Below are 24,464 nucleotides of genomic sequence, written 5' to 3'. Positions count from 1 at the left end.
ACGGCTCACGCACCGCAACCCCGGCCGCCGGCAGGGCACTTCACACGCCGCAACCTCACTCTCTGACACCACACTTCAAAGGACGCTCATGAACGACCCACGTCTTCCCGGCCTGCACAGACGCGGCTTCCTGGCCGCCGGCGGCGCCGCCTCGCTCGGTGCGCTCGCCCTGACCGGGTGCGGCGGCTCCGGCGACGACGGCTCCGACGCCAAGGACGGCGGCGCACCGAAGAAGGGCGGACGGCTGCGCGCCGCGTTCGCGGGCGGCGGTGCCGGCGAGACCCTCGACCCGCACCTGGCCAACCTCTTCGCCGATGCCGCCCGGGCCAAGGCGCTCTACGACAAGCTCGCCGACTACGGCGCCGACCTGTCCGCTGAGCCCCGTCTCGCCGAGAAGTGGGAGTCCAACAAGACCCTCGACCGCTGGCAGATCACCCTGCGCACGGCGAGCTTCCACGACGGCAGTCCGGTCACCGCGGCGGACGTCCTCTACAGCTACCGCCGCATCGCCGATCCCGAACAGACCTTCCGCGCCAAGGCCTCCCTGGAACCCATCGACCTCGACGCCAGCCGAGCCACCGGCCCACGGTCGATCGAGTTCGTCCTCAAGCGCCCGACGGCCGAATTCCCCAACGTGCTGGCCGCGTTCGGCGCGTACATCGTCCCCGAGAACGCCACCGGCACCGACTTCGACACCAAGCCCGTCGGCTCCGGCCCGTTCCGGTTCGTCTCCTTCACCCCCGGCCGCTCCGCCGTCCTGCGCCGCTTCGACGACTACTGGGAGGGCGCCCCGCACCTCGACGAGCTGGAGTTCGTCGTCGCCAACGAGGAATCCGCCCGCGTCAACGCGCTCCTGGGCGGCCAGGTGGAATACGCCCACGAACTCAACCCGACCACCGCCCGCGCCTACGAGGGCAAGGGACAGATCGAGATCGTCCGGCTCCGGGGCAGCGCCATGCAGGCGTTCTGCATGAAGACCGACCGGCCTCCCTTCGACGACAAGCGCGTCCGGGAGGCGTTCTTCCTCATCGCCGACCGCAAGGAACTCGTCGACGGCGCGCTGTCGGGAGCGGGCGTGATCGGCAACGACCTGTTCGGCAAGGGCTACGAGTACTACACCGACGACCTCCCCCAACGCGAGCAGGACCTCGACAAGGCCCGCGCCCTCCTCAAGCAGGCGGGCGCCGAGGACCTGAAGGTCACGCTCGACACCTCGGCGGTCGCCGCCGGATTCACCGAAGCCGCCAGCATCTTCCGCGACCAGGCGAAGAAGGCCGGCGTCACCATCGACGTGAAGATGGGCAGCAAGGACTCCTACTGGGCGGACATCCTCGACAACGGAACCTTGTCCTGCTACCGCTCCGGCGCCATGCCCATCGAGGCCCACATCAGCCAGCGCCTGCTCACCGGCTCCACCACCAACGCCACCAAGTGGCGGCACAAGGACTTCGACGCCCTGTACGAACAGGCCCAGTCCACGCGCGACACGACCGAACGGGCCGCCGTCTACGCACGGATGCAGCGCCGCCTGTACGCCGAGGGCGGCTTCCTCGTCTGGGGGTTCGCCGACTGGATCATCGCAACGGCGCGAACCGTGAAGGGGGTTGAGAGCAAGGCCCCCGCCAACACCCTCCACTGGGCCCGTTTCGACAAGGTCTGGCTCGCGTGAGTCACCTTCGTTCCTTCGTCGTCCGGCGGTTGCTCCTGGGCGTGGCGCAGACCGTGGCCGTGGTGCTGCTGGTCTTCGCGCTCACCGAAGCGCTGCCGGGCGACGCGGCGGTCGCGCTCGCCGGCGACCAACCCGACCCGGCCCGGATCGCCGCGATCCGCGAGACCATGCGTCTCGACCGGCCCGCGCACGAACGGCTCGCCGACTGGGCGACGGGTCTGCTGCACGGCGACTTCGGCACCTCTTTGACCTCGGGCCGCCCGGTGGGCCAGTACATCTCCGACGGGTTCGGCCCGACCCTCCTCCTGGCCGCGCTCACGGTGGCCCTGCTCGTCCCGATCGGCTTCGGCCTCGGTGTGCTCGCCGCCCGCCACGAAGGGCGCCTCGCCGACCGCGCCATCAGCTCGATGACGCTCGCCGTGTACGCGGTACCCGAGTTCGCCCTCGGCGTGCTGCTGGTGAGCGTCCTCGCGCTCCGGCTGGGCTGGCTGCCGCCGACCGCGGTCGGCTACGGCACCGATCTGCTCGGCCACCCGGCCGCGCTGGTCCTGCCGGTGCTGGTCCTGCTGTCCCGTCCGGTCTGCTCCCTGTCCCGACTGGTGCGGGCCGGGATGATCGACGCGCTCGCCTCCCCGTACGTCGCCCAGGCCCGCCGTTACGGCGTCTCCGGCGCCCGTATCCGCTACACCCACGCCCTTCCCAACGCCCTCGCCCCCGCCGTGCAGCAACTCGCCCGCACCATCGACTGGTTGCTGTGCGGCGTCATCGTCGTGGAGGCGCTCAACGTGATCCCGGGACTCGGCACCGTGCTACTCAACGCCGTCGCCGAGCGTGACGCCCCGGTGGTCCAGGGGCTCGCCGTGGTGTTCGGCGTGCTGACCGTCGTGCTGAACCTGGGCGCGGATCTCGTCGCCCACCGTCTCGCACCCCGAGCGGGAGCGGCCGCATGACCACGCTCCGCGAGACCCGCTTCCGTCTCGGCCTGGCGGTCATCGCCGTACCTCTCGTACTCGCCCTCCTGGGGCCGCTGTTCGCCGGGGAACCCGGGCCGCGGACGGCGTCGTTCGCCACCGGGGCCGGGCATTGGCTCGGCACCGATTTCGTGGGCCGGGACGTGTGGCGGCAGGTGCTGCACGGCGGCCGGCCGGTCGTCCTCACCGCGCTCGCCGCGACCGCGCTGGCGTATCTCGTCGCGCTGCCCGCCGGGCTGATCGCTGCGCTCACGCATCGCCGGTGGCTGGAGGAGGTGCTGATGCGGCCCCTGGACATCCTGCTCGCCGTCCCGTCGCTGCTGCTGATCCTGCTGGCCGCCACCGTCTTCTCCCCCGGCCCCGTCGGTGTGGCCCTGCTCGTGGCGCTGGTGAACGCCCCCGACGCGGCCCGGCTCGTCCGCGCAGCCGCCACCGAGACAGCCGCACGCCCCGCGGTGGAGGCGCTGCGCATGCAGGGCGAGACCTGGTGGCGCATAGCCGTCGGATACGTCGGCCGTTCCCTCCTGCGCACCTTGGCCGCGGACGCGGGCATCCGGCTGACCGGCGTGCTCTACCTGGTCGCCGCGGCCGCGTTCCTCGGCGTGGGGGTCGCCCCGGACGCCGCCGACTGGGCCGTCATGGTCGACCGCAACCGCACCGGCCTGATCGTCCAGCCCTGGGCCGTGGTCGTGCCCGCCCTGCTGATCGTCGCCCTGACGACGGGCACCAACCTGCTCTTCGACGCGGCCCTCACCCGCGACGCCCCCGGCCGGGGCACCCGGCTTCCGAAGCCGACCAGGACCGTCCGCGACCGGGCAGGGAGTGAAGCAAGCCCGTGAATCCCTCTCACGAGACATCAGCGCCTGCCGGAGACGCATCCACCGTGCCCGTGGCCGAGATCCACGACCTGCGCGTCGAGGTCGGCGGCCGGGCGATCGTCGACGGAGTGAGCCTCAAGGCCCTCCCCGGCACGGTCACCGCGCTGATCGGCGCCTCGGGCAGCGGCAAGACCACCACCGGTCTCGCCCTGCTCGGTGAGTACCCGCCCGGTGCCCACGTGACCGGTGAGACGCACCTGGCGGACGACGGCCTGGTCGGCTACATCCCCCAGCACCCGGCCACCGCCCTCAACCCCGCACGCCGCGTCTCCGCCCTCCTGACGGACATCGCCCGCTCCCAGGTACGCCGACTGCCGCGCGGCCGGCGCCGGACCGCGGCCCGCGCACGCGTCCTGCGCGCCCTGGCAGAGGCCCAACTCCCGCACGGGGACGCGCTGATGCACCGCTACCCGCACCAGCTCTCCGGCGGCCAGCAGCAACGTGTCGTCCTGGCCCAGGCCTTGCTGCTCGGTGCCCGGGTCATCGTCGCCGACGAGCCCACCACCGGACAGGACGCGCTGACCAAGAGCCGTGTCGTCGACCAGCTGGCGTCCGTCGCGGCACGCGGCATCGCCGTCATCCTGCTCAGCCACGACCTGGACGTCGTACGAGCGCTCGCCGACGAGGTGATCGTCATGCGGGCGGGAAGGATCGTGGAGTCGGGCCCGGCGCGCCAACTGCTGTCCGCCCCAGGGCACGCCTGGACCCGCCAGCTGCTCTCGGGCCAACCGCCCTTGGCACACGAGGAAAGCGGGCCGAGGACGGTCCGCCCCGCCCTGCGGATACGCGATCTCAAGGCCCACCACCACACCACCGCCCGGGGCACGACCCAGGTCCTGCACGTCCCCCGACTCGACCTGCACGCGGGCGAAAGCCTGGCCGTCGTCGGCCGCTCCGGAAGCGGCAAGACCACCCTCGCCCGCTGCCTGGCCGGACTCCACCGCGACCACGACGGAACGGTCCTCCTCGACACAACTCCCCTGCCACGCAGTGTGCGCGACCGGAACCGCGCTCAACTGGCCGCCGTGCAATACGTCTTCCAGGACGCACGCACCGCCTTCGACGAACACCGGCCTGTCCTGCACCAGATCGCACGCACCGCGATCCGTCTGCGCGGCGCCACGACGACCGCCGCGGCTCAGGAAGCCCTCACCACGCTGACCGGCCTCGGCCTGGCCGAGGATCTGGCCCACCGCCTCCCCGGGCAGCTCTCCGGCGGCGAGCTCCAACGCGCCTCCCTCGCCCGCGCTCTGCTGGCCCGGCCCCGGGTCCTCGTCTGCGACGAGATCACCTCCGGCCTCGACCCGATCAGCCGCCGGGACATCCTCGGCACGCTCACCACCCTGCTCCACGACCGCCAGGACCTCTCCCTCGTCCTGATCACCCACGACCTGGACACCGCGTCCCTGGCCCACCGCATCGCGGTCCTGGACGCCGGTGAACTCCTCGAAGAGGGACCAGCCCGACGCGTTCTCGACGCACCGAGCCATCCGTTCACCGTTTCGCTGATGGAGACGGCACAAGGACTGGAGGCGAGGCGGGGAGCTTGACCCACGCACCGGGCATGCGGCGAGGGCTTGTGTGGAAACGGCTCCCGGGCAGGGACGCCCTCGTACTCGGTCGGCGGCTGCACGCGGGAAAACCCGGCGACGTCCGCGATCGGGCCCGGGATACTGCTCGCCCATGGATGAGGTCGAAGTCGTCGTCGCCCATTCCGAGCGGGCGACTCTGCGTGTCGGTGACGTGTTCTTGAAGGTGGACGCCGATCAGGCGCGCACCGACGTCGAGGTCGAGGCGATGTCCCTCGCGCCGGTCCCGACGCCGAAGGTCCTGTGGCGCAAGCCGCCCGTGCTCGCGACCGCCGCGCTGCCGGGGACGACACTGGGGCGCCTGGGCGGGCCGTCGACCGGGTCACCGGCGGCGTGGGCCGCGGCGGGCGCCGCCGTCCGCACGCTGCACGACGCACCCCTGCCGCCCTGGACCGGGAGGGCGGGCCGGAGCATCGACACGCTGGCGAAGGAACTCGACGACGAGTGCGAGGCACTGGTGAGCAACGGGATCCTGCCCGCCGGCGTGGTCACCCGCAACCGTCGCGTCGCCGAGGCCGCGCTGCGCCCGTGGACTCCCGTGTTCACGCACGGCGACCTGCAGATCGCGCACGTCTTCGTCGACGGCGACGAGGTCACCGGCATCATCGACTGGTCCGAGGCGGGCCAGGGCGACGCCCTCTACGACCTGGCCGCCTTCGTACTCGGGCACGAGGAGCACCTGCACGATCTCATCGCCGGGTACGGCACGGACATCGCCATCGATCTCGACGTGATCCACGCGTGGTCGTCGCTGCGCAGCCTGCTGGCCGTTCGTTCACTCATCGCGCAGGGCTTCGACCCCTTCGCGCCAGGCTGCGAGGTCGAGGTGCTCACGTCCCGGATGTGACGCCACCGGCGGCAACGGCGCCGCACCGCGCGGCAGCGGTCTTCCCCGACGGCCGGACGGCCGGACGGCCGAGGGCTATCCGTTGACCGCTGTCACCGTCTTGCGTCCGGCGCAGGCGTACCAGCCGTGGGTGTCCGCCGTGAGGGCGGTGACGGGTGCGGGCGCCGTGCGGGTGTGTGTTGCGGTGTGGTTCGTCGTGGTCGTCCGCAGTGCCGTGCAGGTGCGGCCCGCTGCCGCGTAGACCGTGACGCCGTCCGGTGCCACGGCGGGCGGGCACTGGGCGGGACCGGTGTCCGCGAACTGCCGGGTTCCGCCGCGGGGTTCTCCCGTGCGCGGATCGAAGAGGGTGAGTGTGTGGCCGTCCTTCCAGTGGAGCAGCAGTCCTGAGGCGAGGACGGGCGTGTGGACGCCGCCGGGATGCCGGGTCCAGCAGGCGTCGAGGCCGAGCGCCGGTGTGCTCCAGTGCAGGCGGGCGTCGTCGAGGCCGAAGCCGTGGAGGGTGGAGCCGGTCAGCAGGAGGCCGGTGGTGCCTGCGCGGGCGAGAGCCGTGACGCCGCGTGCGATGCCGGTTCCCAGAGTGCGGGCGGCTGTACGGTGCCCGCTGCGCGCGTCGACGATGTGGAGCACGCCCTTCTCGGTGAGCAGCGCGAACCGGTCGGGCGGCAGTGCGCCCGCGGCAGTCACCCTGTCGTCCTTGCCCAACTCCCCGTAGAACCAGAGCTCTTTGCCCGTCCTCGCGTCCACGCAGGTCGGGCGGACGAACTCGTGGGTGAGCAGGATGGTCTCGCCGACGACGGCGGGGCGGCGCCACTCGGTGAGCTGTTCGCGGCGCCACAGCCCGGCGCCGGAGGTGAGCGAGACGGCGCGCAGGACATTGGTGTCGCTCACCACCATGACGGAGCCGGCGAGCGCGTACCAGCGTTGGGTGGAATCCGGTGCGGCCGCCTTGGAGAGAGTCCTGCCGGTGCTGGTGGCGGTGGGGGTGAGTCCGATCCCGCCCGCCAGGAGCAGACCGCCGTCGGTGACGCCCCAGTCGTCGGGGACGTCCGCGGAGGTCTCGACGGCCCAGCGCAGACGGCCCGCCGACGCGCTGCGCGACTGGGTCGAACCCGAGCTGGTGACGGTGCCTTCGAGCCCGTGCAGGACGAGGCCGGTCGGAGTGGCGAGCAGGGCGTCCACGCGGCCTTCGCCGGCGCTCAGCTGCCAGCGGGTCGCACCGGTGGCGGCTGTTCCCCGGGTCACCTTCCAGGCATCCGGGTCCTCGGCCCCGTCGTCGGAGCCACCGTGTGTCACCGCGTAGCCGAACAGGCCGGCGAAGGCCGCGCCGCCTGCCGCGAGGGCCGCGCGGCGGGGCCACTCGCCGCGCGGCGGGACGGCTGGGCCGGGCAGCACGACAGTCGTGGGGGCCGGAGTGGGCTCCGGTATCGGCTCGGGGTCGGTCAGCAGGGAACGCAGCGGTTCCTCACGCCACCAGGGCGACAGGGCGGGGGTGCGCGTTCGCCGGAGTATCGCGGTGGCGTCGGGGCGGTTGCCGGGGGTCTTGTCCAGGCAGGTGGAGATGAGGTCCCTCAGACCCAGTTCCACGGGCACGTCGTCGAGTCGGGGCTGTTCGTGGACGATCCGGTAGAGCAGCACGGGCACGGAGGCCGCGCCGAACGCGTTCCGGCCCGTCACCGCGAAGGTGAGTACCGCGCCGAGCGCGAAGACGTCCGTCGCGTCGGTCGCCGCCGCCCCGGCGAGGATCTGTTCCGGGGACATGTAGCCGGGGGTCCCGATCATCCCGCCGGGCTCCGTCAGGGCCCGGTCGTCCGGGGCGCGGGCGATGCCGAAATCGATGACGCGGGGGCCGTCGCGGGTGAGCAGGACGTTGGACGGCTTCAGATCACGGTGGACGAGACCGGCCGCGTGGATGTCTCGCAGCGCCTCGGCCAGGGCGGCGGCGAGGGCGCGTACGGCCGGTGCGGGCAGAGGGCCGGTCACCGCGACGGCGTGCCGCAAGGTCGCTCCGGGCAGGAAGGCGGTGGCCAGCCAGGGAAGCCGGGCATCGGGGTCCGCGTCCAGGACGGCGGCCGTGTAGGCGCCGGTGACCTTGCGGGCGGCGGCTGCCTCGCGGCGGAACCGTTCCCTGTAGTGCGGGTCCGCGGCCAGATGCTCGTGGATCGTCTTGACGGCGGTGAGACGGCCGCCCGGCGAGCGGGCGAGGTAGACCTGGCCCATGCCTCCGGCGCCGAGCCGGGCGATCAGGTGATGCCGGCCCAGCTGTCCGGGGTCCTCGGGACGGAGAGGGGTCGTCATGCGCGGGCCTCCTGAGGCTCTTCCACGCGGTCGAAGTGGTCGCCGGCGGGCGGGTGCTCGTGCTGTGGTGCCCGCCGGCGCGAGTCGCCGCGGCTCATGGCACGGCTCACGGCTCTGCTCACGGCTCTGCTCGTGGCTCTGCTCGTGGCGTCGGTCAGCGCCCTGCTCATGGCGCGCGGAATGTCTGGAGCGTCGTGTCGGTGCACACATGGATCAGGCCGTCGCCCGCCGCCGCGTGGGCCAGGGTGGTCAGTCCGTCCACCGGGACAGCCCAGCGCAGTCGGCCGGTGGCGGCCTCCAGAGCATGGATGCCCCATGCCGATGTGCCCGCGGGCGCAGCGGTGGCACCCGGGCGAGGGCCCGCCGCGTAGACCACGGCGCCGTCCCCTACGGGGCGGCCGTCGGTGGCCGTGAGCGAGCGGACGTCCTCGCGCCACCACCGCCGGACACCGTCAGCCGCCACGAGAACGCCCAAGCCGTCCGCCGTGGCGGCCAGGACGAGTTCATCGCCGTCCAGTCGCGCCACCCTCGCTCCGGCCAGGCGCCGGGTCCACCCCACCTCCCCCGTGGCCAGGTCGACCCGGCGCACGGACGTGTCCGTCGCGTCGTAGTGAATTCCCCGCGCTCCCGGATGCACCTCGGGCATGGCCGAACCGTCAGGGATGCTCGCCTCCTCCTTGCCCGAGCGCTCACGGAGCACGTACAGGGGACCGAGCGACTCGGCCGCCGTGGCCAGGGCGAACCGGCCGCCCGCCGCGTTCAGCGCCGTCACGTGCGGCTCCGCGCCCTCGCTGAACCACAGCGGGGCGCCCGTCGACAGATCGAAGCCGTACGCCCGCCAGCGCCGGCCCTTGTTCGTACGCCGATGCCACGCCGAGTGGTACTGGGCGAACGTGACGAGGCATGCCGTGCGCCGCGTGACGGCGAGCAACGTCGAGTCGGCATCGGGCGAGCCGCGACCGTAGGGCCGGTACGGGTTGGTCTCCAGCGCGCCGGTGCGCCACCGCTGCGAGCCGTCGGCAGCGCGGAGCGCCACGATCACGGGAGACGTGCCGCCGCTTGGCTCGTGGGTGACGTAGACCGTGTCGTGGTGCGGCAGGACCGCGGTCGCTTCCTCGAACTCCCAGGCCACGGCGCCGGTGTCCGGGGCGAGTCGGCGGGCCGTGCCGTCGAAGCACACGTACAGGGCGTCCGGCGTACGACTGAGTGTGCCGCCGTATTCGAGGGCGCCCACTTCTCGGGTCCACCGCGGGGTGCCGGCGGGCCAGGAGGCGGTGACCGGCTGCCGCCGCGCGCCGGAACCGTCCCCCGGCAGGACGATGGCCGCCGCCGTCCCCGAGGCGGCCGTGACGGCGGCGCCCGCCCAGGCCAGGACGCGTCTGCGCGAGGGCCGCGCGGGCGTCGGCGGCGGGCCGATGCGGGTGGCGCCGTCCTCGTCGGCATCGGCCGCCACGGCGATCCGGCGCGCGACCGCCTGCTCGTGCCGGTCGATCGCATCGGTCAGCTCGGGCCGTTCCCACCACGGTGTGCCGTCCGCACGGGCGGCACACCAGTGGAGGATCTCGGTGACCGTGGGGCGCCCGTCCGGTGTCTTGGCCAGACAGCGGGTCAGGAACGCGGCCCACTCCCCGTCCGGCACGCCGGCGAGGTCCGGCTGCTCGTGCAGCGTCCGGTACACGATGTGCGGGGCCGGACCCCCTCCGTACGGATTGCGGCCCGTCGCCGCGAGGGCGAGCAGCGCGCCGAGGGCGAACACATCGCAGGAGACGGTGGGTTCGGTGGGGTGGGTGATCTGCTCGGGTGCCATGAAGCCGGCGGAGCCGACCATCTCCTCGCTTCCCGTCAGGGCCCCGCCGGACCTCCCCGAGGCACCTGCGTCACCGAGCACCTTCGCGATCCCGAAGTCGATGACGCACGGTCCCTCCGCGGTGACCAGCACATTCGTCGGCTTCAGGTCGCGGTGCACCAGACCGGCCGCATGGATCGCGGTCAGGGCCTCGGCGAGGGCCGCACCGAGGGAGGCGAGATCACCGGCTGCCGGCGGCCCGCACTCGGCCACGGCCTCCGACAGGGTGGGGCCGGCGCAGTACTCGACGGCCAGCCACGGCTGCGCGGCACGCGTCCCCGCGTCCAGGACGGCCGCCGTGAACGGGCCCGTCACGGCACGCGCCGCCCGCACCTCGCGCCGCAGCCGCTCCCGGAACAACGGCTCGGTGGCGAGGTGCGCGTGCATCACCTTGACCACGACAAGCCGCCCCGACCCCGAACGGGCCAGGTAGGCACGGCCCATGCCGCCCGCCCCCAGCAGCGCGAGCGTCCGGTATTCCCCGAACTCGAACCGGCCCATCGGCCCCCCGCTCCCGCGCCCCGCAGCCCCGCAGCCCCGCAGCCCCGCAGCCCCAATGGTCCTTGCGACGCCCGTACGACGCCAGAGGTTCCCGACCGCCCTCGAACCGTCCGGCAGACCGAACCGGCAGCGACGCGCCGCACTCCGCGTGCGCCAGATCCTCCGGGCCTCCGCGGGCTCCTGGAGGAGCGTTCCAGGTGCGCACGCCCCTGGTGTGCCCCCGCGCTACCCGAGTGACCCGGAACCGGTGATGCGTCTCCCGCTTCATATCGATGTGTCGGTGAACCAACGAACCCCGTTCGTCCTCGTGTTGCACGCGAACCTGCGGCGCCATGGAGGGCCTCTGGTGGCTCTGGTGGTAGCGGGCGGGGTGGTCTGGATCTACGAGGCCGACATCTACGGGTGGAGTTCCTGGCCCGAGTATCCGGAGCTCTGGACCAGCGTCTGGGATGACTGTGGCATCGGCGCCAGAGCGCTCGGCGGGGCGGCTGCCGGGCTCCTGGCGGGCTGGCAGGGCGGCGCCGTGGAACGCAGCGGTGCACGCTGGCTGGAGGACACGTCGGTGCGCACACCCGTCTTCCAACGGCTGATGGGCCTCGCCTCGGGACTGCTCTGGCCTCTGGCCGGCTACCTCCTGGGCTTGACGGTCGTGCTGGTGTGGCCACAGCCGGTGCGGTCTTCAGGCCGTACGCCCTTCGACGCTCTGAGTGTCGATGCCGCGTTCATCGTCGCCGTGTCCTGCATCGCCTACCTGCTGGGCCAGGTGATGCCGCTGCGGGTGACCCCGCTGGTCCTGGGCATGGCGGCGGCGATTGCGGGGGTTGCCTGGCAGGCGCTCTTCGGGATCCGACTGACGTACACCGGGGACCCCCTCCCGGTGCAGGTGGCTTCCTGGGCTCCGCCCCCGCCGCCCGTGTGGCTGCCGTGGTGCCGATTCGTCCTGGTCGCCGCGTTGGCGGTGGCCGCCGTACTCCTGTCCGCCGGTCGTTGGAGATCGGCGGCGGTCCTGGCCGTGATCTCGGTGACCGGCGTGCTCGTGCCGGCCATGACGCAGCCGGGCGGGTACGAGGCCTCTGCCGTCAATTCCGTCGAGGTCCGCTGTCAGGGACACACGCCCGCCATCTGTCTGTCGGCTCCGTACGAGGAGTTCCGTCCGCACCTCGAACACACTGCGGAACAGCTCTCGCAACGCCTCAGAGGCGTGCGCGGGACACCTACCCACTACGTCTGGACGGACGCGGCTTCCTGCACGGACGAGGGTTCCGCCGGAGCCTCGTGGGCCCTCGACGTCGATGATTTCGACCTTGAATCGCTGGTCCGCGAGACCGTCTCCGGCGGATTCTGCAGTGGCGCCCTGTTCTCCGGAGACTGCTCAGGTCTGTACGGGACCACTCCGCAGGACGGTGCGGTGGGCGCGTGGCTCCTCTCCTGCGACCACGGCGTCGACCGGTATCGGCTGGCGGATCTTCCCGCGCCCGAGCGCACGGCGTGGCTGAGCCGGTACTTCGCGGCGAAAAGGCGCGGCGCGTCCCTGCCCTGTCTGCCCTTCCCATCGTCCCTCCCCCGCTCCTGCTGAGAGGTCCGCATGCTGTCCGTCCCACCCCCTCGTCCTCCCGCGTGGCTACGGGCCGTGCCCGGGCTGCGCTGGCCCTGGCTGGTGTCGACCACCGGCGTGTGCGCCGCGGCCGCGGGAGCCGGCGCCGTGGCGGGCGAGGAGGAGTCCCTGCTGTGGCTGCTCCTGCTCGCTCCCTTGCTGCCCCTGCTGTGGGTGGCGGCCAGCTACGGCGGCAAGGCCGACCCGTTCGCTCCTGTCATCCGCAGCACCCCGGCAGGTGGCCTGCGGCTGCTGCTTCTGCGCACGGGGGCCGTACTGGCCATCAGCCTTCCGCTGCTCCTGGCCGCCGGGCTGGTCGGTGTGGGCGTCTCGGCCTGGGCGGCGGCCTGGCTGATCCCGAGTCTGACCCTGACCCTCGCCACACTGGTCCTCGGCTCCTACATCGGCTGTCTGCCGGGCACCCTCGTGACCGGCACCGCGTGGTTCCTGCTCGTCGCCACCCTCTCGAAGCTGGACCTGCGCGAGGACGGCCGGCTGCACTCACTCGACGTCGTACTGCTCCACGTCCTCAAGAACCTCCTGGACGCCGGCGCGCAGTTGTTCTGGGCCGTGGCCGGCAACGTTCTGGCCGTCGTACTGATGCTGCGCCGCCACTCCTTCAACGATGCGAGGTCCAGGTGATCAGCGCGGCCCGGCTCACCGTCCGCCACCGCCGCACCACCGCCGTCGACAGCCTCGACCTGGAACTCGGCACCGGTGTCCACGCGTTGCTGGGTCCCAACGGCGCGGGAAAGAGTTCCCTGCTGCGTGTCCTGGCGACGGCATCCAGCGCTGTGGAGGGCGAACTGAAGCTGCTGGACCGGGATCCAGGACGCCCTTCCGAGCGGCTCGAGATCCGGCGCCGCCTCGGCTACCTGCCCCAGGCGTTCGGCATGTTCCGCGGTTTCACCGTCAGGGAATGCGTGAGCTACGCGGCCTGGCTCAAGGACATGCCCCGCCTCGGCACGCCCCGAGCCGTCGAGGAGGCGGTGGAGCGGGTGGGTCTGGCCGAGCGCATCGACCACAAGTACCGGACCCTGTCCGGCGGCATGCAGCGACGCGTCGGAATCGCCCAGGCCCTGGTCAACCACCCCTGGCTGCTGCTGCTCGACGAGCCCACCACCGGACTCGACATCGAGGAGCGCGAACGCTTCCACACCCTCATGCGGCAGTTGGGGCAGACCACCACCGTGGTCCTGTCCACCCACCTCATGGAGGACGTCACCTCGTGCTGCGAAAGCGCCGTCGTCCTTCGCTCGGCCCGCAAACTCTTCCACGGGACCCTCGGCCAACTACGCGACGCGGGAGGCTACACCGCGGTCGTCACGCCCACGTCGTAGCCTCCGCCGAAGGACAGGCCGATGAGACGGACCGGGCCGCGGTGGGTGCGGGGTGCCCACGGAGCCCTTCGCGCGCAGAGGCAGCGATCGGCAGGGCCTCGGCGCCGTGCCGGAAAATCATGCAAGGGGCAGTCGGCCGCGCGGTGATACTGGCCCCGTGATGGACATCGTGGCTGAGTACGAAGCCCAGACCGAGTCGTTGATGCGCAAGGTGTACCTCGGCCTGCGCGAGGAACGTCTCGACGCGCGGGACGTCGTCGCCCTCGCCTGTGTGCTGCTCGGCTGGTCGCATGACACCGATGCCGTCGTGGAGGTGGTCGAGCGGAATCCGGCCGAGGTGCCGCGGGCCGAGATGGCCGTCCTGGCCCGGCGCATTCTGGACGACGTGCACTTCGATCCCGGCTTCGACCTGGCCCCCGAACGGCTGGAGACGTTGCGCGCCGCGCTGCGCGTCGTGGCCCGCGATCTGCCCACGCGGGGCATCGAAGGGGAACCGGAGATCGAGATCGTGGAGGACTCGTTCCCGGTGGGAGCCGCCGTCCGTCTCGCCGACGGCGAACGGCTCAACTGGGGCGGGCCCGTCCTGCCGAGCATGTGCGACGACCCGGCCACGGCACTGACCTGCCTGGCGATCCTGATCCAGGAGAGCCTGCTCGAACGGACCTGGCAGGTCTGGCCGGTCTGCCCCCGCCACGATCTCGGCGTCCACCCCTCGGGGCGGGAACGCGAGGTGACGTGGTGGTGCGCCGGCGGGGGCGGACACACGCTGGCCCTCGTCGGCGAACTCGCGCGCGCTCTCAGTCGCCGTCGTCCCTGACAGGGGCTGTGGTGTGCTCGGCCTGTGTGTCGCGGCGACCGGGGGTGCCGCCGCGACCGGCGCACCCCATCGGCTCCGGGCCGAGCCCCGGCTCCCGCACAACACCGGACAGCGCGTGCCCACCATCACCCCCGGGCGGGGGCGACGCCTCCTACGACGCTCCGCCCGTGGTCAGCGCGGTCCGCGCCAGGCCACGCAGCCATGCGTGGGCGGGGTCGGTGTCGTAGCGCTGATGCCACGCCAGGTAGATCGGCGCCGAGGGCAGTTCGAGCGGGAGAGGGAGCGCGGCCAGGCCGAGGGCCGCGACCGCTGATCGTGTGGTGGCTTCGGGGACGGTGATCACGAGATCGGATCCCCGCGCGAACTCCAGCGCCGCCGCTTCCGTGGGCGCGGTCGCCACCACCCGGCGGGCGAGGCCGAGGCGCGCGAGGACGTCGTCGAGGGCGTTGCCGAGGTTTCCGCGTCGCGAGACGTTGATGTGCTCGGCGGCGGCGTAGCGCTGTGCGGTGACGGCCTCGTCGCGGGTCAGGGGGTGCCCCTGCCGCACGATGACGACGAGGCGGGTCTCGCCCACGTTCTCCGCACGGATGTCCGGCGCGCCCGGGCGGTCGGCGTTCGCCTCCAGGTCGACCTCGCCGCGCCGCAGCTCGGGGGTGTCGGTGCTCGATTCGGCGATGAAGCGCAGGCGCACACCCGGTGCCTGTCCGCGCACGGCCGCGAGCAGCGCGGGGCCGCCCAGGGCGACGAGCGAGTCGTGCCAGCGGAGGGTGAACGTGCGCTCCAGGGTGGCCAGATCGAGTGCGCGGCTCGGTGCCAGCACCCCGTGGACCTGGTGCAGCAGCTCGTGCACCTGCCCCCGGACGGCGATCGCGTACGGCGTCGGCGTCATCGTGCGGCCGGTGCGTACGAGGATCTGGTCCCCGGTCGTGCGCCGGATGCGGCCCAGGCTGCGACTCATCGCGGGGGCGGTGACGTGCAGGCGCGCCGCGGCCCCGGTCACGCTTCCCTCCTCCAGCAGGGCGTCGAGCGCGGTGAGGAGGTTCAGATCCAGTTGCATGGGAGTCATTCCAGTCGTTCCTGACATGCATTTGATGTTAATGGCCGGGCTGCCTACCGTTGAGGTGAACGCACGGGAGACCGCGCGCGGTTCGGCCGCCGACCGGCCTCATCCCCCTCCCTCGACAGGAGTTCCGCCATGCCCGAAACGCTTCCCACCACGGACGTCACCGCATCCGACGCAGCCCTGCTCACCGAGACCGCGGACGCCGTGCGCGTCGCGGGTTCGGCGCTGCGCGAGCGCTTCGGCGAAGTGGTCCGTCACCGGAGTCGCGAGGATCTGATGCGGGCCCTGGCCGCCAACGACGACACGGCTCTCGGCATCCTGCGTCCCCGTCTCACGGGCCTGCGCCCGGAGGCCGGCTGGGTGGAGGACGAACTGGTCGGCGGGGCGCTGCCGCCCGGCGAGTGGTGGGTCGTGGATCCGGCGGAGGGCAACGTCAACCACCTGCACGCCCTGCCCGAGTGGGCGGTGACCGCCACCCTCGTGCGCGACAACCAGCCGGTGCTCACCGCGGTCCACCTGCCGATGACCGGCGAAACCTGCACCGCGCTCACCGGCGCGGGAGCCCATCTCGACGGCCGGCCCTTGCACGTCTCCCCCACCGCAGACCTCGGCCTGGCCATCGTGGCCACCAGTCAGGCCCGCCCGGACGAGGACGAACAGGTGGTGCGTCGCGTCGGGTCCTCGATCACCGCGATGCTCTTCGGCGCGCTCGTCGTCCGCACCTCCGTGCCCGCCACCCTGCACCTGCTGAACGTGGCCGCCGGCCGGATCGACGCCTTCTGGCAGTACGCCGGCGCCCGCGCGGACCTGCTGCCCGGAGCACTGCTCGTCACCGAGGCCGGCGGGCGGATCTCCGACGCCGAGGGCCGCCCTTGGACGCCGCAGAGCGTGAGCTTCCTGGCCACCGCGCCCGGCGTCCACGCCGAGGCCGTCGCCACGCTCTCCCGCTGAACGCGCAACACCACGACCCGCACACCCGGAAGGACTTCCTCCCCATGAGCACGATCGCAGTTCTCGGAAACGGCCGCGTCGGCGGCAACCTGGCCGCAGCCCTCACCCGGACGGGACACGAGGTGAAGGTGGCGGACAGCACGCCGGGCGCCGCCGCCGACGCCGCCCGGTCAGCTCAGGTCGTCATCAACGCGACACCCGGGGCCGGCTCACTGGAACGGCTCGGCGCCCTGCGCGAGGAACTGCGGGGCACGATCCTCGTCGACGTCTCCAACGCCACCACCGATGGTCCGGACGGACTCCCCGCCGACCTGATCCATCCCGGTTCGAGCCTCGCCGAGAAGCTCCAGGAGGCCCTGCCCGAGACCCGTGTCGTGAAGACCCTCAACACGATGCTGTTCCCGGTGATGACCTCCCCGGCCTCACTCGCCCAGCCACCGACCGCGTTCCTGTCCGGCGAGGACCCGCAGGCCAAAAGGACCGTCAGGGATCTGCTCGTCACCCTCGGCTGGCACAGGGACTGGATCACCGACCTGGGCGGAATCCGGACCGCCCGCGCCACCGAGGCCGCGATCCTCTTCGTCCCGCACATCATCCGCTCCACCGGATTCGCACCCTTCGCGATCTCCCTCGCCCGCTGACCCGCACACCGCGCGCACCCCCGACAGCTCGTCGCATCACGCGGTCAGGGTCGCCGGGTTCGCTTCACCCGAAAAGCGCTTCACGCACCGGAGACGGCTACGCCGCGAGCCTCCCGTGAGCAAGCCTTCACACGTGGCGTGCGGCGGTCTGCGCGATGTGTTCCGCCTGTTCGCGCAGAGGCGCCACGACCTTTTCCTCCAGTTCCGCGAAGTCGAAGCGCATCACCGGGAAGACGGCGGACAGCGCGGTGGGGGTGCCGTCGAAGCCGAGGCCGGGCAGGGGGACGGCCACGCCCTCCATGCCGACGTCCAGTTCGCTCACGGAGTGCGCCCAGCCGCGTCGGGCGGCCTCGGCGAGCTGGGCGCGCAGGACGGTCTGGTCGGTGACCGTCCAGTCGGTGTACTGGCGCAGCTCGGCGGTGGCCAGGTAGTGGTCCAGTTCGGCCGGGGGGAGCTGGGCCAGCAGCATACGGCCGGCCGAGGTGACATGTGCGGGCGAGCGTTCGCCGATGGGGATGTTCAGGTGCAGGGTGCGCGGGGCGTTCGCCCTGGCCACGTACCGTACGTCGTGGCCGTCGAGGACCGCGAGGAGGACGGACTCCCCGACCTGGCGGCTCAGTTCGCGCATGTACGGCTCCGCGGCCGTCACACCGAGGTTGGCCAGGTAGGAGAAGCCGAAGTCGAGGACGCGCGGGGCGAGTGAGAAGTCCCGGCCGCTCTGGGACACGTATCCCAGGTCGCTGAGGGTCAGCAGGATACGGCGGGCGGTGGCACGGTTCAGACCGGTCGCCTCGGCCACCTCGGTGAGGGTGCGGCGCGGGTGCCTGGCGTCGAAGGAGCGCAGCACGAGCAGTCCGCGTTCCAGGGACTCCAGGAAGTGTTCTCCGCGCTGCTCGGGCGGGCGGGGGGCGGCGGGCCGGTCCGTGGGTTCCTGCTGCCGGGCGGGCGTGGCGGCCTGCCCCGAGACCTGCCGCGATACCGGTTCTGACCTTGTCATGCGTGGCTCCTCCCCATCGCGCCGATGATACGAGGCCGTGCCGCGACCCTTGACACCCCTCGTCGCGCTACTTAACGTCCCACCGCAAGCAAGATTCGCCAAGCGCACGATTGTTCGCTCAGCGAATGTATCACGGAGCAGCAACGGAGCATCTCCATGAGCAGACCCCTCTCCCCCGGTACGGGCCCGTCCGGCCCCGACGGCCCCCGCGGCCTCGAGGACGGCGCGGAAACGGCGGCCCCGGCCTCCGGCACGACGGACCACGCCCGCCGGGCGGCGCTCGGCAGCTTCGCCGGCGCAGTGATCGACTGGTACGACTTCATCCTCTACGGGCTGGTCGCCGCCCTGGTCTTCAACAAGGAGTTCTTCCCGAACGTCAGCCCCGCGATCGGCACCCTGGCCGCCTTCGCGACCTTCGGCGTGGGCTTCCTGTTCCGCCCCCTCGGCGGGATCGTCTTCGGGCACTTCGGCGACCGCCTCGGCCGTAAGCAGATGCTCGTGCTGACCATGATCCTCATGGGCTCCGCGACCACCCTGATCGGCTTCCTGCCCTCCTACGCCACCATCGGCTGGTGGGCCCCCTTCCTCCTGGTGGTCCTGCGGGCCGTACAGGGCTTCGCCGTCGGCGGCGAGTGGGGCGGCGCCGCCCTGATGGCGGTGGAGAACGCGCCGCGGGCACGCCGCGCGCTCTACAGCAGCGGAGTGCAGGTCGGCTACTCGGTGGGCCTGGTGATCGCCACCGGTTTCGTCCTGCTCATGAACAGTGTTCTCTCGGAGAGCCAGTTCATCTCCTGGGGCTGGCGCGTGCCGTTCCTGTCCAGCGTGGTGCTGGTGGCCATCGGGCTGTGGGTGCGGTCCCGGGTGCAGGACGGCCACGAGGCGCGGGTCCGGGTCGAGGCCGCCGAGCACACGGCGAAACAGCACGGCAAGCGGCGCATCCCGCTGCTGGAGGCGCTGCGCCGCCACCCGGGTGCGTTCGCCCGCATCTTCGGTCTGCGGCTGGTCGAACTCTTCACGGGCTACCTGGTCACGACCTTCGCGCTCAGCTACGCCACGGACCACTACGGCTATCCCCGCCAGTTCATGCTCAACATCGCGCTGCTGGTCGGCGGGCTCGGCATCGTCACCATCCCCGTCTACGCCTACCTGTCGGACCGGTTCGGCCGGCGGCGGATCTACGTCACCGGGGCACTGGCCGGCGCCGTCGGGGGCGTACCGTTCTTCCTCGCGATGCAGAGCGGGTCCCGCGTCGGGATCGTCATCGGCGCCGTGGTGCTCTTCAACGTCGCCCACGACCTGGCCGTCAGCGTCCAGCAGCCCCTGTTCACGGAGATGTTCGGCGCCGAGTACCGCTACAGCGGGGCCGGCGTGGGCTACCAGTTCGCCAGCGCCATCGCGGGCGGCCTCACCCCGTTCATCGCGGCGGCCCTGGCCACCGCCACCCATCAGTCCTGGCACCTGGTCGCGGCCTACCTGGTGGTCGGCTGCCTGATCTCGGCCGTGCTGGCCTGGCGGCTGCCCCGCGACCGGCGGACCACCGAACCGGCCGCCGCGACCAAGGTGGCGGTGTCGTCGTGACGCACTCCGGCGCCGCACAGCGGCTGCGCACCCTGCTGGCCGCCCCGGGGATCGTCAGCGCGCCCGGCGCCCCCGACTCCGTCACCGCGCGACTGGTGCGGGCAGCCGGCTTCCCCGCCGTCTACATGACCGGGTTCGGCGCCACCGCCAGCCGTCTCGGCACCCCGGACATCGGACTGCTCACCCAGACCGAGATGACGGAGCACGCCCGCAACATGACCCGTGCGGTCGACATCCCTGTCATCGCCGACGCGGACACGGGCTACGGCGGACCGTCCAACATCGAGCGCACGGTCCGGGAGTACGTCCAGGCCGGAGTCGCCGCGATCCACCTGGAAGACCAGATCGCGCCCAAGCGCTGCGGACAGATGGCGGGCATCCGGCTGATCGACGCCGAGGAGAACGCCGCGCGGCTGCGGTGCGCGGTCGCCGCCCGGGGCGACGACGACCTGCTCGTCATCGGCCGGACCGACGCGATCTCCACCGCCGGGCCCGAGGAAGCCATCAGGCGGGCACGCCTGTACCAGGAGGCGGGCGTCGACCTGGTCTTCGTGGACGGCATCAAGCACATCCGCGAGATCGAGGCGGTGGCGGCGGCGATCGAAGGACCGAAGGTCGTCTCGCTCGTCGACGGCAACGAGACCACCCGGCTCACCGCGACCGACCTGGAGCAACTGGGCTTCGACATCGTGCTCTACGCGGTGACCGCGCTGTTCACCGCGACCCGCGCGGTGTCCGACGCCCTGGGCCATCTCGCCCGAACCGGCACCCCCAGGGGCGGGCCGGCCCAGCACACCTACTCGGAGTTCACCGACCTGGTGGACCTTCCGCACCACCAGGCGCTGGACGACCGCTACGGGGCCTGAACCGCCTCGGTCGGCCTCTCCCCGGAGAGGCCGACCGGCGAGACCTCATCCGCACCCCATCCACACCCCCATCCACACCCCATCCGTACGGGCCCGGGGCGGGCCCTGGGCGCGCCCGGGGAACGACGCGTCGCAGAGCGAACGACGCATCACAGAGCAAGAGAGAGATGGTCATATGACCGCCACCGTGGTGGTAACGGACTACGAGTTCAGCGACCTGGAACCGGAACGGGCGGTGATCGAGGGCGCCGGATTCCGGCTGGTGCCGGCCCAGGCCTCCACCGAGGAGGAGATCGTCGCCGCCTGCGCGGACGCCGACGCCGTGATCAACCAGTACGCGCAGATGACCGCCCGGGTGCTCAAGCAACTGCCCAGAGTGCGGGTCGTCTCCCGGTACGGCATCGGCCTCAACACCATCGACGTGGCGGCGGCCACCGCCGAGGGCATCATCGTCTCCAACGTGCCCGACGGCTCGCTCGAGGACGTCTCCGACCACGCCGCGGCCCTGATCCTCGCCCTGGCGCGTGGCCTCGGCGCCTACACCTCCTCGCTCCGCGGCGGCGGTTGGGACTACACGGTGGCCGCACCGCTGTTCCGGCTGCGCGGCCGGACGCTCGGCCTGCTCGGCTTCGGCCAGATACCGCAGTACCTCGCGCGCAAGCTGGCCGGCTTCGGCCTGCGCGTCCTCGCCAGCGATCCGTTCGCCGACCCGGCCCTCGCCGCGCAGGCGGGGGTGACGCTCGTCGAGCCCGGCGTCCTCTTCCGCGAGGCCGACTTCCTGTCCGTCCACGTGCCGTTGACCCCGCAGACCACCGGGATGGTGGGCTCCGACGCGTTCGCCGCGATGAAGCCGACGGCTTGTCTCGTCAACACGGCCCGCGGGCCGGTCGTCGACCAGGAGGCGCTGGTGCGGGCGCTCACCACGGGGCAGATCGCGGGTGCGGGCCTCGACGTCTTCGAGTCCGAACCCCTGCCCGCCGAACACCCCCTGCGCGGACTGCCCAACGTCCTCCTGTCACCCCACTGCGCCTGGTACTCGCAGGACTCGGAGGTGGAGATCCGTACGAAGGCGGCCCGCAACGTCGTCGAGGTGCTTGAGGGCACGCCGTTGACCTACCACGTCAACCGGGACGTCGTACCGCGCTGACCAGCTCCGCTCCCCGCACCGCCCGCACCACGAAGGAGACCGTCCCATGCGCAAGTCCATCGCCACTGTCTGCCTCAGCGGTGGACTCGTGGAGAAGTTGCACGCCTGCGCCGCCGCCGGGTTCGACGGCGTCGAGATCTTCGAACCCGACCTCGTCGCAGGCGAGTCGAGCCCCGAGGAGATCCGTGCGCTCGCCGCCCGGCTCGGCCTCTCCATCGACCTCTACCAGCCCTTGCGGGACATCGAGGGCGTGGAGGAGAGCCAGTTCGCCGACAACCTGCGGCGAGCCGAGGCCAAGTTCGCCCTGATGAAACGGCTCGGTGCCGACACCGTGCTCGTGTGCAGCAATGTCGCCACCGCGACGGTCGACTCCGACGAGGTGTCCGCCGCGCAACTGCGCGCGCTCGGCGACCTGGCCGGACGGTACGGCGTGCGGATCGCCTTCGAGGCGCTCGCCTGGGGTCGCTACGTGGACGACTACCGCAGGGCGTGGCGCATCGTGCGGCTCGCCGACCATCCGCGGGTCGGGCTGTGCCTGGACAGCTTCCACATCCTCTCCCGCGGCCACGACTCGGCGCAGATCGCCTCGATCCCCGCGGAGAAGATCTTCTTCCTCCAACTCGCCGACGCCCCGGCCCTGTCGATGGACGTGCTCTCCTGGAGTCGTCATCACCGGCTCTTCCCCGGTGAGGGCAGCTTCGACCTCGTCACCTTCCTGACCCATGTCCTGCGCACCGGATACGCCGGACCCCTGTCGCTGGAGGTCTTCAACGACACGTTCCGGCAGACCGACACCCGACGCACCGCCACACACGCGCTGCGGTCCCTGGCCTGGCTGGAGGACCAGGCCGCCCGTCGCCTCGGCACCGGCGCCGCCGAGTTCCTCACCGAGGCCAAAGCACCGACCGGCTTCGACTTCGTCGAGATCAGGGCCGAGGACACCGACGGCATCGAGGTCATGCTCGGCCAACTCGGCTTCTCCTTCCGGGGCGTGCACCGCAGCAGGCCCGCCCGGCTGTGGACCTCGGGCACGGCCCGGATCGTCCTGGACGAACACAATGCCCGGGACACGGAACCCCTGTTGACGGCCGTCGGGCTCGACGTGCCGGACCCGCTCTCGTCCGCCGCCCGGGCGCACCAGTTGATGGCGCCGCCGGTGCACCGCCGCACATACGCCTCCGGCCCCGGAGTGCGGGCGGTCGCGGCGCCGGAGGGCACGGAGATCCACCTGTGCGCCGAAGGCGCTTCCTGGGCAGGGGAGTTCACCGGTGGCGCGACCACCGAGCCGATCCCCGCGTCGACGCCGGGACCGGGACCGGCCGCCGTGACCCATGTCGACCACGTCAACCTGGCTCCCTCCTGGGCGGACTTCGACGAGTCGGTGCTCTTCTACACCACCGTCCTCGACCTGGACGCGGCCCCGAGGACCGAAGTCCCCAGCCCTCACGGCCTGGTGCGCAGCCAGGTCATGCACACCCCCGACGGAGCCGTCCGACTGCCGCTGAACATGGCCCCGTCCGGCGCGGCAACGGGCTGCGGCCGTGCGGGACTTCCCCAGCACATCGCCTTCGCCTGCCCCGACGTGACCGGCCTGGCCCGCGCCGCTCGCGACCGCGGCCTGCGCCTGCTGCCCGTGCCGGCCAACTACTACGACGACCTCGCCGCACGCTTCGGGCTCGCCGCACAGGACATCGCCCGTCTTCGCGAGTCGAACGTGCTGTACGACCGTGACGCGCACGGTCACTTCCTCCACTTCTACACCCGGACCACCGGCACGGTCTTCCTGGAGTTCGTGCAACGGGTCGACGGCTACGCCGGCTTCGGCGCCGACAACGCGCCCATCCGACTGGCCGCGCAGTCCCTGACGTCCCGGCTCTGACGACGGGAAGAGCACGGACCGCGCAGCGCTGCCGCGACGTCAGGCGACCGGATCGACGAACCGGCGGATGAAGGCGAGTGCGGTGTCGGCGACTTCGCGCCAGCCGCTGTCGATCGTCAGGGAGTGGCCCCGGCCGGGGATCTCGGTGATCTCGGTGTCGGCATGCTCGTTCCGGGCCTGCTTGCTGTAGGCCGCGTCGGCGATGGCCCAGGGCACGGTGTGGTCCTTCTCCCCCGAGATGACCAGCAGGGGGCCGCGGTCGGCCGCCTCGGTGTTCACCTTGACCTCGGTCCAGGGGTTGAGATTCGCGGTGGCGGCCTGGAACAGCGGCTCCCCCGGGGCGGCCACGGCAAAAGTGCCGTACAGCTCCTGGGCCTCCGCCTCGCTGACGGCATTGGCGAACGCGTAGCGGAACTGGTCGTACGTGAGGGGAACGGCTCGGTGGTAGTTGGCCGGGTTGCCGAGCACCGCGCTCGCGGCCCGCAGTGAGGACAGCGGCAGAGGCAGCACGCCGCGGAACGGCGCCGGGTCGATGGCCACCGAAGCCTGCGACAGTCCGCGTCCGGCGATGATCTGGGTGATCAGCCCGCCGAAGGAGTGGCCGACGACGACGGGCTTGCGGTCCAGGCGGCCGATGAGGTCGCAGAAGTGGTCGGCGACCTGGCCCACGCTCTTGCTCGCGAACACCTCGGGATGGGCGTGCGCTTCCTCCACGCTCTCCGGGTCGTCCGGCCAGCCGGGCAGGACCGGCGCGAAGCCGGCCTCTTCAAAGACCCCGGCCCACCGCTCCCAGCTGGTCGGCAGCAGCCATAGCCCGTGGATGAAGACGACCGGGACACGGCCACTCGCGTTGGCCCGCTCGACCTCGGCGAGGTCCCGGGAGAAGGAGGTGCTGTCTGACGGACTGCTGTATGACGGACTGCTCTCTGACGGGCTGCTCATGGAGACTCCTTGTGGACGAGGGGTGGCAACCGATGGCGGCCGGTGGGGACAGA

General features: G+C 72.0%; 20 protein-coding genes. 15 read left to right on the top strand and 5 right to left on the bottom strand.

Annotated elements, in window-relative coordinates; all coding sequences use genetic code 11:
* The first annotated feature begins 88 nt into the window (after positions 1 to 88).
* From ACIPSE_RS12415 to ACIPSE_RS12395, 5 genes are all read left to right on the top strand, one after another.
* Entirely contained in the window at positions 89 to 1,669 is a 1,581-nt protein-coding gene (locus ACIPSE_RS12415) for an ABC transporter substrate-binding protein (RefSeq protein WP_401661086.1), read from the top strand.
* Positions 1,666 to 2,619 carry an ABC transporter permease gene (locus ACIPSE_RS12410; protein ID WP_401661083.1) on the top strand — a complete coding sequence of 318 codons (954 nt, stop codon included), beginning with the start codon at positions 1,666 to 1,668 and terminating at the stop codon, positions 2,617 to 2,619. The genes ACIPSE_RS12415 and ACIPSE_RS12410 overlap by 4 nt, the downstream gene beginning before the upstream one ends.
* Complete coding sequence (locus tag ACIPSE_RS12405; RefSeq protein WP_401661080.1) at positions 2,616 to 3,479, top strand: ABC transporter permease; 864 nt, start codon at positions 2,616 to 2,618, stop codon at positions 3,477 to 3,479. Before ACIPSE_RS12410 ends, ACIPSE_RS12405 begins: the two co-directional genes overlap by 4 nt.
* Positions 3,480 to 3,523: 44 nt before the next feature.
* Positions 3,524 to 5,068: an ABC transporter ATP-binding protein gene (locus tag ACIPSE_RS12400; protein ID WP_401661077.1), complete on the top strand. Its 1,545-nt coding sequence runs from the start codon at positions 3,524 to 3,526 to the stop codon at positions 5,066 to 5,068.
* 133 nt (positions 5,069 to 5,201) lie between these two features.
* Positions 5,202 to 5,954: a phosphotransferase family protein gene (locus tag ACIPSE_RS12395; RefSeq protein ID WP_401661074.1), complete on the top strand. Its 753-nt coding sequence runs from the start codon at positions 5,202 to 5,204 to the stop codon at positions 5,952 to 5,954.
* A gap of 75 nt (positions 5,955 to 6,029) precedes the next feature.
* Here the strand turns inward: ACIPSE_RS12395 and ACIPSE_RS12390 are convergent, their stop codons facing one another.
* Together ACIPSE_RS12390 and ACIPSE_RS12385 are read right to left on the bottom strand one after the other, a co-directional pair.
* The gene (locus tag ACIPSE_RS12390) at positions 6,030 to 8,249 is read right to left on the bottom strand and encodes a protein kinase (RefSeq protein ID WP_401661071.1); all 2,220 of its coding nucleotides are present in this window, start codon (positions 8,247 to 8,249) and stop codon (positions 6,030 to 6,032) included.
* Positions 8,250 to 8,415: 166 nt separating this feature from the next.
* Positions 8,416 to 10,596, bottom strand: a complete 2,181-nt coding sequence (locus ACIPSE_RS12385) for a protein kinase (RefSeq protein WP_401661068.1) — start codon at positions 10,594 to 10,596, stop codon at positions 8,416 to 8,418.
* Between the two features lie 346 nt (positions 10,597 to 10,942).
* Between ACIPSE_RS12385 and ACIPSE_RS12380 the strand changes: the two genes are divergently transcribed.
* From ACIPSE_RS12380 to ACIPSE_RS12365, 4 genes are all read left to right on the top strand, one after another.
* Entirely contained in the window at positions 10,943 to 12,172 is a 1,230-nt protein-coding gene (locus ACIPSE_RS12380; protein ID WP_401661066.1) for a hypothetical protein, read from the top strand.
* A 54-nt stretch (positions 12,173 to 12,226) separates the two neighbouring features.
* Positions 12,227 to 12,832 carry a hypothetical protein gene (locus ACIPSE_RS12375; protein WP_401661063.1) on the top strand — a complete coding sequence of 202 codons (606 nt, stop codon included), beginning with the start codon at positions 12,227 to 12,229 and terminating at the stop codon, positions 12,830 to 12,832.
* Complete coding sequence (locus ACIPSE_RS12370; RefSeq protein ID WP_401661061.1) at positions 12,829 to 13,530, top strand: ATP-binding cassette domain-containing protein; 702 nt, start codon at positions 12,829 to 12,831, stop codon at positions 13,528 to 13,530. The genes ACIPSE_RS12375 and ACIPSE_RS12370 overlap by 4 nt, the downstream gene beginning before the upstream one ends.
* Positions 13,531 to 13,690: 160 nt before the next feature.
* Positions 13,691 to 14,347, top strand: coding sequence for a hypothetical protein (locus tag ACIPSE_RS12365; RefSeq protein WP_401661058.1), 657 nt, complete (start codon positions 13,691 to 13,693; stop codon positions 14,345 to 14,347).
* 151 nt (positions 14,348 to 14,498) lie between these two features.
* On the opposite strand, the gene ACIPSE_RS12360 is transcribed toward ACIPSE_RS12365, so the two are convergent.
* Positions 14,499 to 15,404 carry a LysR family transcriptional regulator gene (locus ACIPSE_RS12360; RefSeq protein ID WP_401661056.1) on the bottom strand — a complete coding sequence of 302 codons (906 nt, stop codon included), beginning with the start codon at positions 15,402 to 15,404 and terminating at the stop codon, positions 14,499 to 14,501.
* Positions 15,405 to 15,542: 138 nt separating this feature from the next.
* On the opposite strand from ACIPSE_RS12360, the gene ACIPSE_RS12355 reads away from it, so the two are divergent.
* A complete protein-coding gene (locus tag ACIPSE_RS12355; protein WP_401661053.1) occupies positions 15,543 to 16,361 on the top strand; it encodes an inositol monophosphatase family protein in 819 nt (272 codons plus the stop codon).
* 44 nt (positions 16,362 to 16,405) lie between these two features.
* Complete coding sequence (locus tag ACIPSE_RS12350; protein WP_401661050.1) at positions 16,406 to 17,002, top strand: NADPH-dependent F420 reductase; 597 nt, start codon at positions 16,406 to 16,408, stop codon at positions 17,000 to 17,002.
* 127 nt (positions 17,003 to 17,129) lie between these two features.
* On the opposite strand, the gene ACIPSE_RS12345 is transcribed toward ACIPSE_RS12350, so the two are convergent.
* Positions 17,130 to 17,999 carry an IclR family transcriptional regulator C-terminal domain-containing protein gene (locus tag ACIPSE_RS12345; RefSeq protein ID WP_401661047.1) on the bottom strand — a complete coding sequence of 290 codons (870 nt, stop codon included), beginning with the start codon at positions 17,997 to 17,999 and terminating at the stop codon, positions 17,130 to 17,132.
* Between the two features lie 156 nt (positions 18,000 to 18,155).
* On the opposite strand from ACIPSE_RS12345, the gene shiA reads away from it, so the two are divergent.
* The 4 genes from shiA to ACIPSE_RS12325 all read left to right on the top strand — a co-directional run bounded on the left by shiA (position 18,156) and on the right by ACIPSE_RS12325 (position 23,469).
* Entirely contained in the window at positions 18,156 to 19,577 is a 1,422-nt protein-coding gene (shiA, locus tag ACIPSE_RS12340; RefSeq protein WP_401661045.1) for a shikimate transporter, read from the top strand.
* On the top strand, positions 19,574 to 20,443 hold the full coding sequence (locus tag ACIPSE_RS12335) for an oxaloacetate decarboxylase (protein WP_401661043.1): 870 nt from the start codon (positions 19,574 to 19,576) through the stop codon (positions 20,441 to 20,443). Before shiA ends, ACIPSE_RS12335 begins: the two co-directional genes overlap by 4 nt.
* Positions 20,444 to 20,618: 175 nt before the next feature.
* Complete coding sequence (locus ACIPSE_RS12330) at positions 20,619 to 21,590, top strand: C-terminal binding protein (protein WP_401661041.1); 972 nt, start codon at positions 20,619 to 20,621, stop codon at positions 21,588 to 21,590.
* Positions 21,591 to 21,636: 46 nt separating this feature from the next.
* Entirely contained in the window at positions 21,637 to 23,469 is a 1,833-nt protein-coding gene (locus ACIPSE_RS12325; protein WP_401661039.1) for a bifunctional sugar phosphate isomerase/epimerase/4-hydroxyphenylpyruvate dioxygenase family protein, read from the top strand.
* Between the two features lie 39 nt (positions 23,470 to 23,508).
* Here the strand turns inward: ACIPSE_RS12325 and ACIPSE_RS12320 are convergent, their stop codons facing one another.
* A complete protein-coding gene (locus ACIPSE_RS12320) occupies positions 23,509 to 24,411 on the bottom strand; it encodes an alpha/beta hydrolase (protein WP_401661037.1) in 903 nt (300 codons plus the stop codon).
* Positions 24,412 to 24,464 lie beyond the last annotated feature (53 nt).

The sequence above is a fragment of the Streptomyces sp. NPDC090106 genome (assembly GCF_044747265.1).
GTDB lineage: Bacteria > Actinomycetota > Actinomycetes > Streptomycetales > Streptomycetaceae > Streptomyces.
The sequence above is the reverse complement of the archived record's forward strand: the minus strand, read 5'-3'. Positions and strand labels throughout refer to the sequence as shown.

What these genes read in the sequence shown, in the direction of transcription:
- ACIPSE_RS12415 (WP_401661086.1), top strand. Translation starts at nt 89, where the DNA reads ATGAACGACCCACGTCTTCCCGGCCTGCACAGACGCGGCTTCCTGGCC.
- ACIPSE_RS12405 (WP_401661080.1), top strand. Translation starts at nt 2,616, where the DNA reads ATGACCACGCTCCGCGAGACCCGCTTCCGTCTCGGCCTGGCGGTCATC.
- ACIPSE_RS12395 (WP_401661074.1), top strand. Translation starts at nt 5,202, where the DNA reads ATGGATGAGGTCGAAGTCGTCGTCGCCCATTCCGAGCGGGCGACTCTG.
- ACIPSE_RS12390 (WP_401661071.1), bottom strand. Translation starts at nt 8,249, where the DNA reads ATGACGACCCCTCTCCGTCCCGAGGACCCCGGACAGCTGGGCCGGCAT.
- ACIPSE_RS12385 (WP_401661068.1), bottom strand. Translation starts at nt 10,596, where the DNA reads ATGGGCCGGTTCGAGTTCGGGGAATACCGGACGCTCGCGCTGCTGGGG.
- ACIPSE_RS12365 (WP_401661058.1), top strand. Translation starts at nt 13,691, where the DNA reads ATGGACATCGTGGCTGAGTACGAAGCCCAGACCGAGTCGTTGATGCGC.
- ACIPSE_RS12360 (WP_401661056.1), bottom strand. Translation starts at nt 15,404, where the DNA reads ATGCAACTGGATCTGAACCTCCTCACCGCGCTCGACGCCCTGCTGGAG.
- ACIPSE_RS12355 (WP_401661053.1), top strand. Translation starts at nt 15,543, where the DNA reads ATGCCCGAAACGCTTCCCACCACGGACGTCACCGCATCCGACGCAGCC.
- ACIPSE_RS12350 (WP_401661050.1), top strand. Translation starts at nt 16,406, where the DNA reads ATGAGCACGATCGCAGTTCTCGGAAACGGCCGCGTCGGCGGCAACCTG.
- ACIPSE_RS12345 (WP_401661047.1), bottom strand. Translation starts at nt 17,999, where the DNA reads ATGACAAGGTCAGAACCGGTATCGCGGCAGGTCTCGGGGCAGGCCGCC.
- shiA (WP_401661045.1), top strand. Translation starts at nt 18,156, where the DNA reads ATGAGCAGACCCCTCTCCCCCGGTACGGGCCCGTCCGGCCCCGACGGC.
- ACIPSE_RS12330 (WP_401661041.1), top strand. Translation starts at nt 20,619, where the DNA reads ATGACCGCCACCGTGGTGGTAACGGACTACGAGTTCAGCGACCTGGAA.
- ACIPSE_RS12325 (WP_401661039.1), top strand. Translation starts at nt 21,637, where the DNA reads ATGCGCAAGTCCATCGCCACTGTCTGCCTCAGCGGTGGACTCGTGGAG.
- ACIPSE_RS12320 (WP_401661037.1), bottom strand. Translation starts at nt 24,411, where the DNA reads ATGAGCAGCCCGTCAGAGAGCAGTCCGTCATACAGCAGTCCGTCAGAC.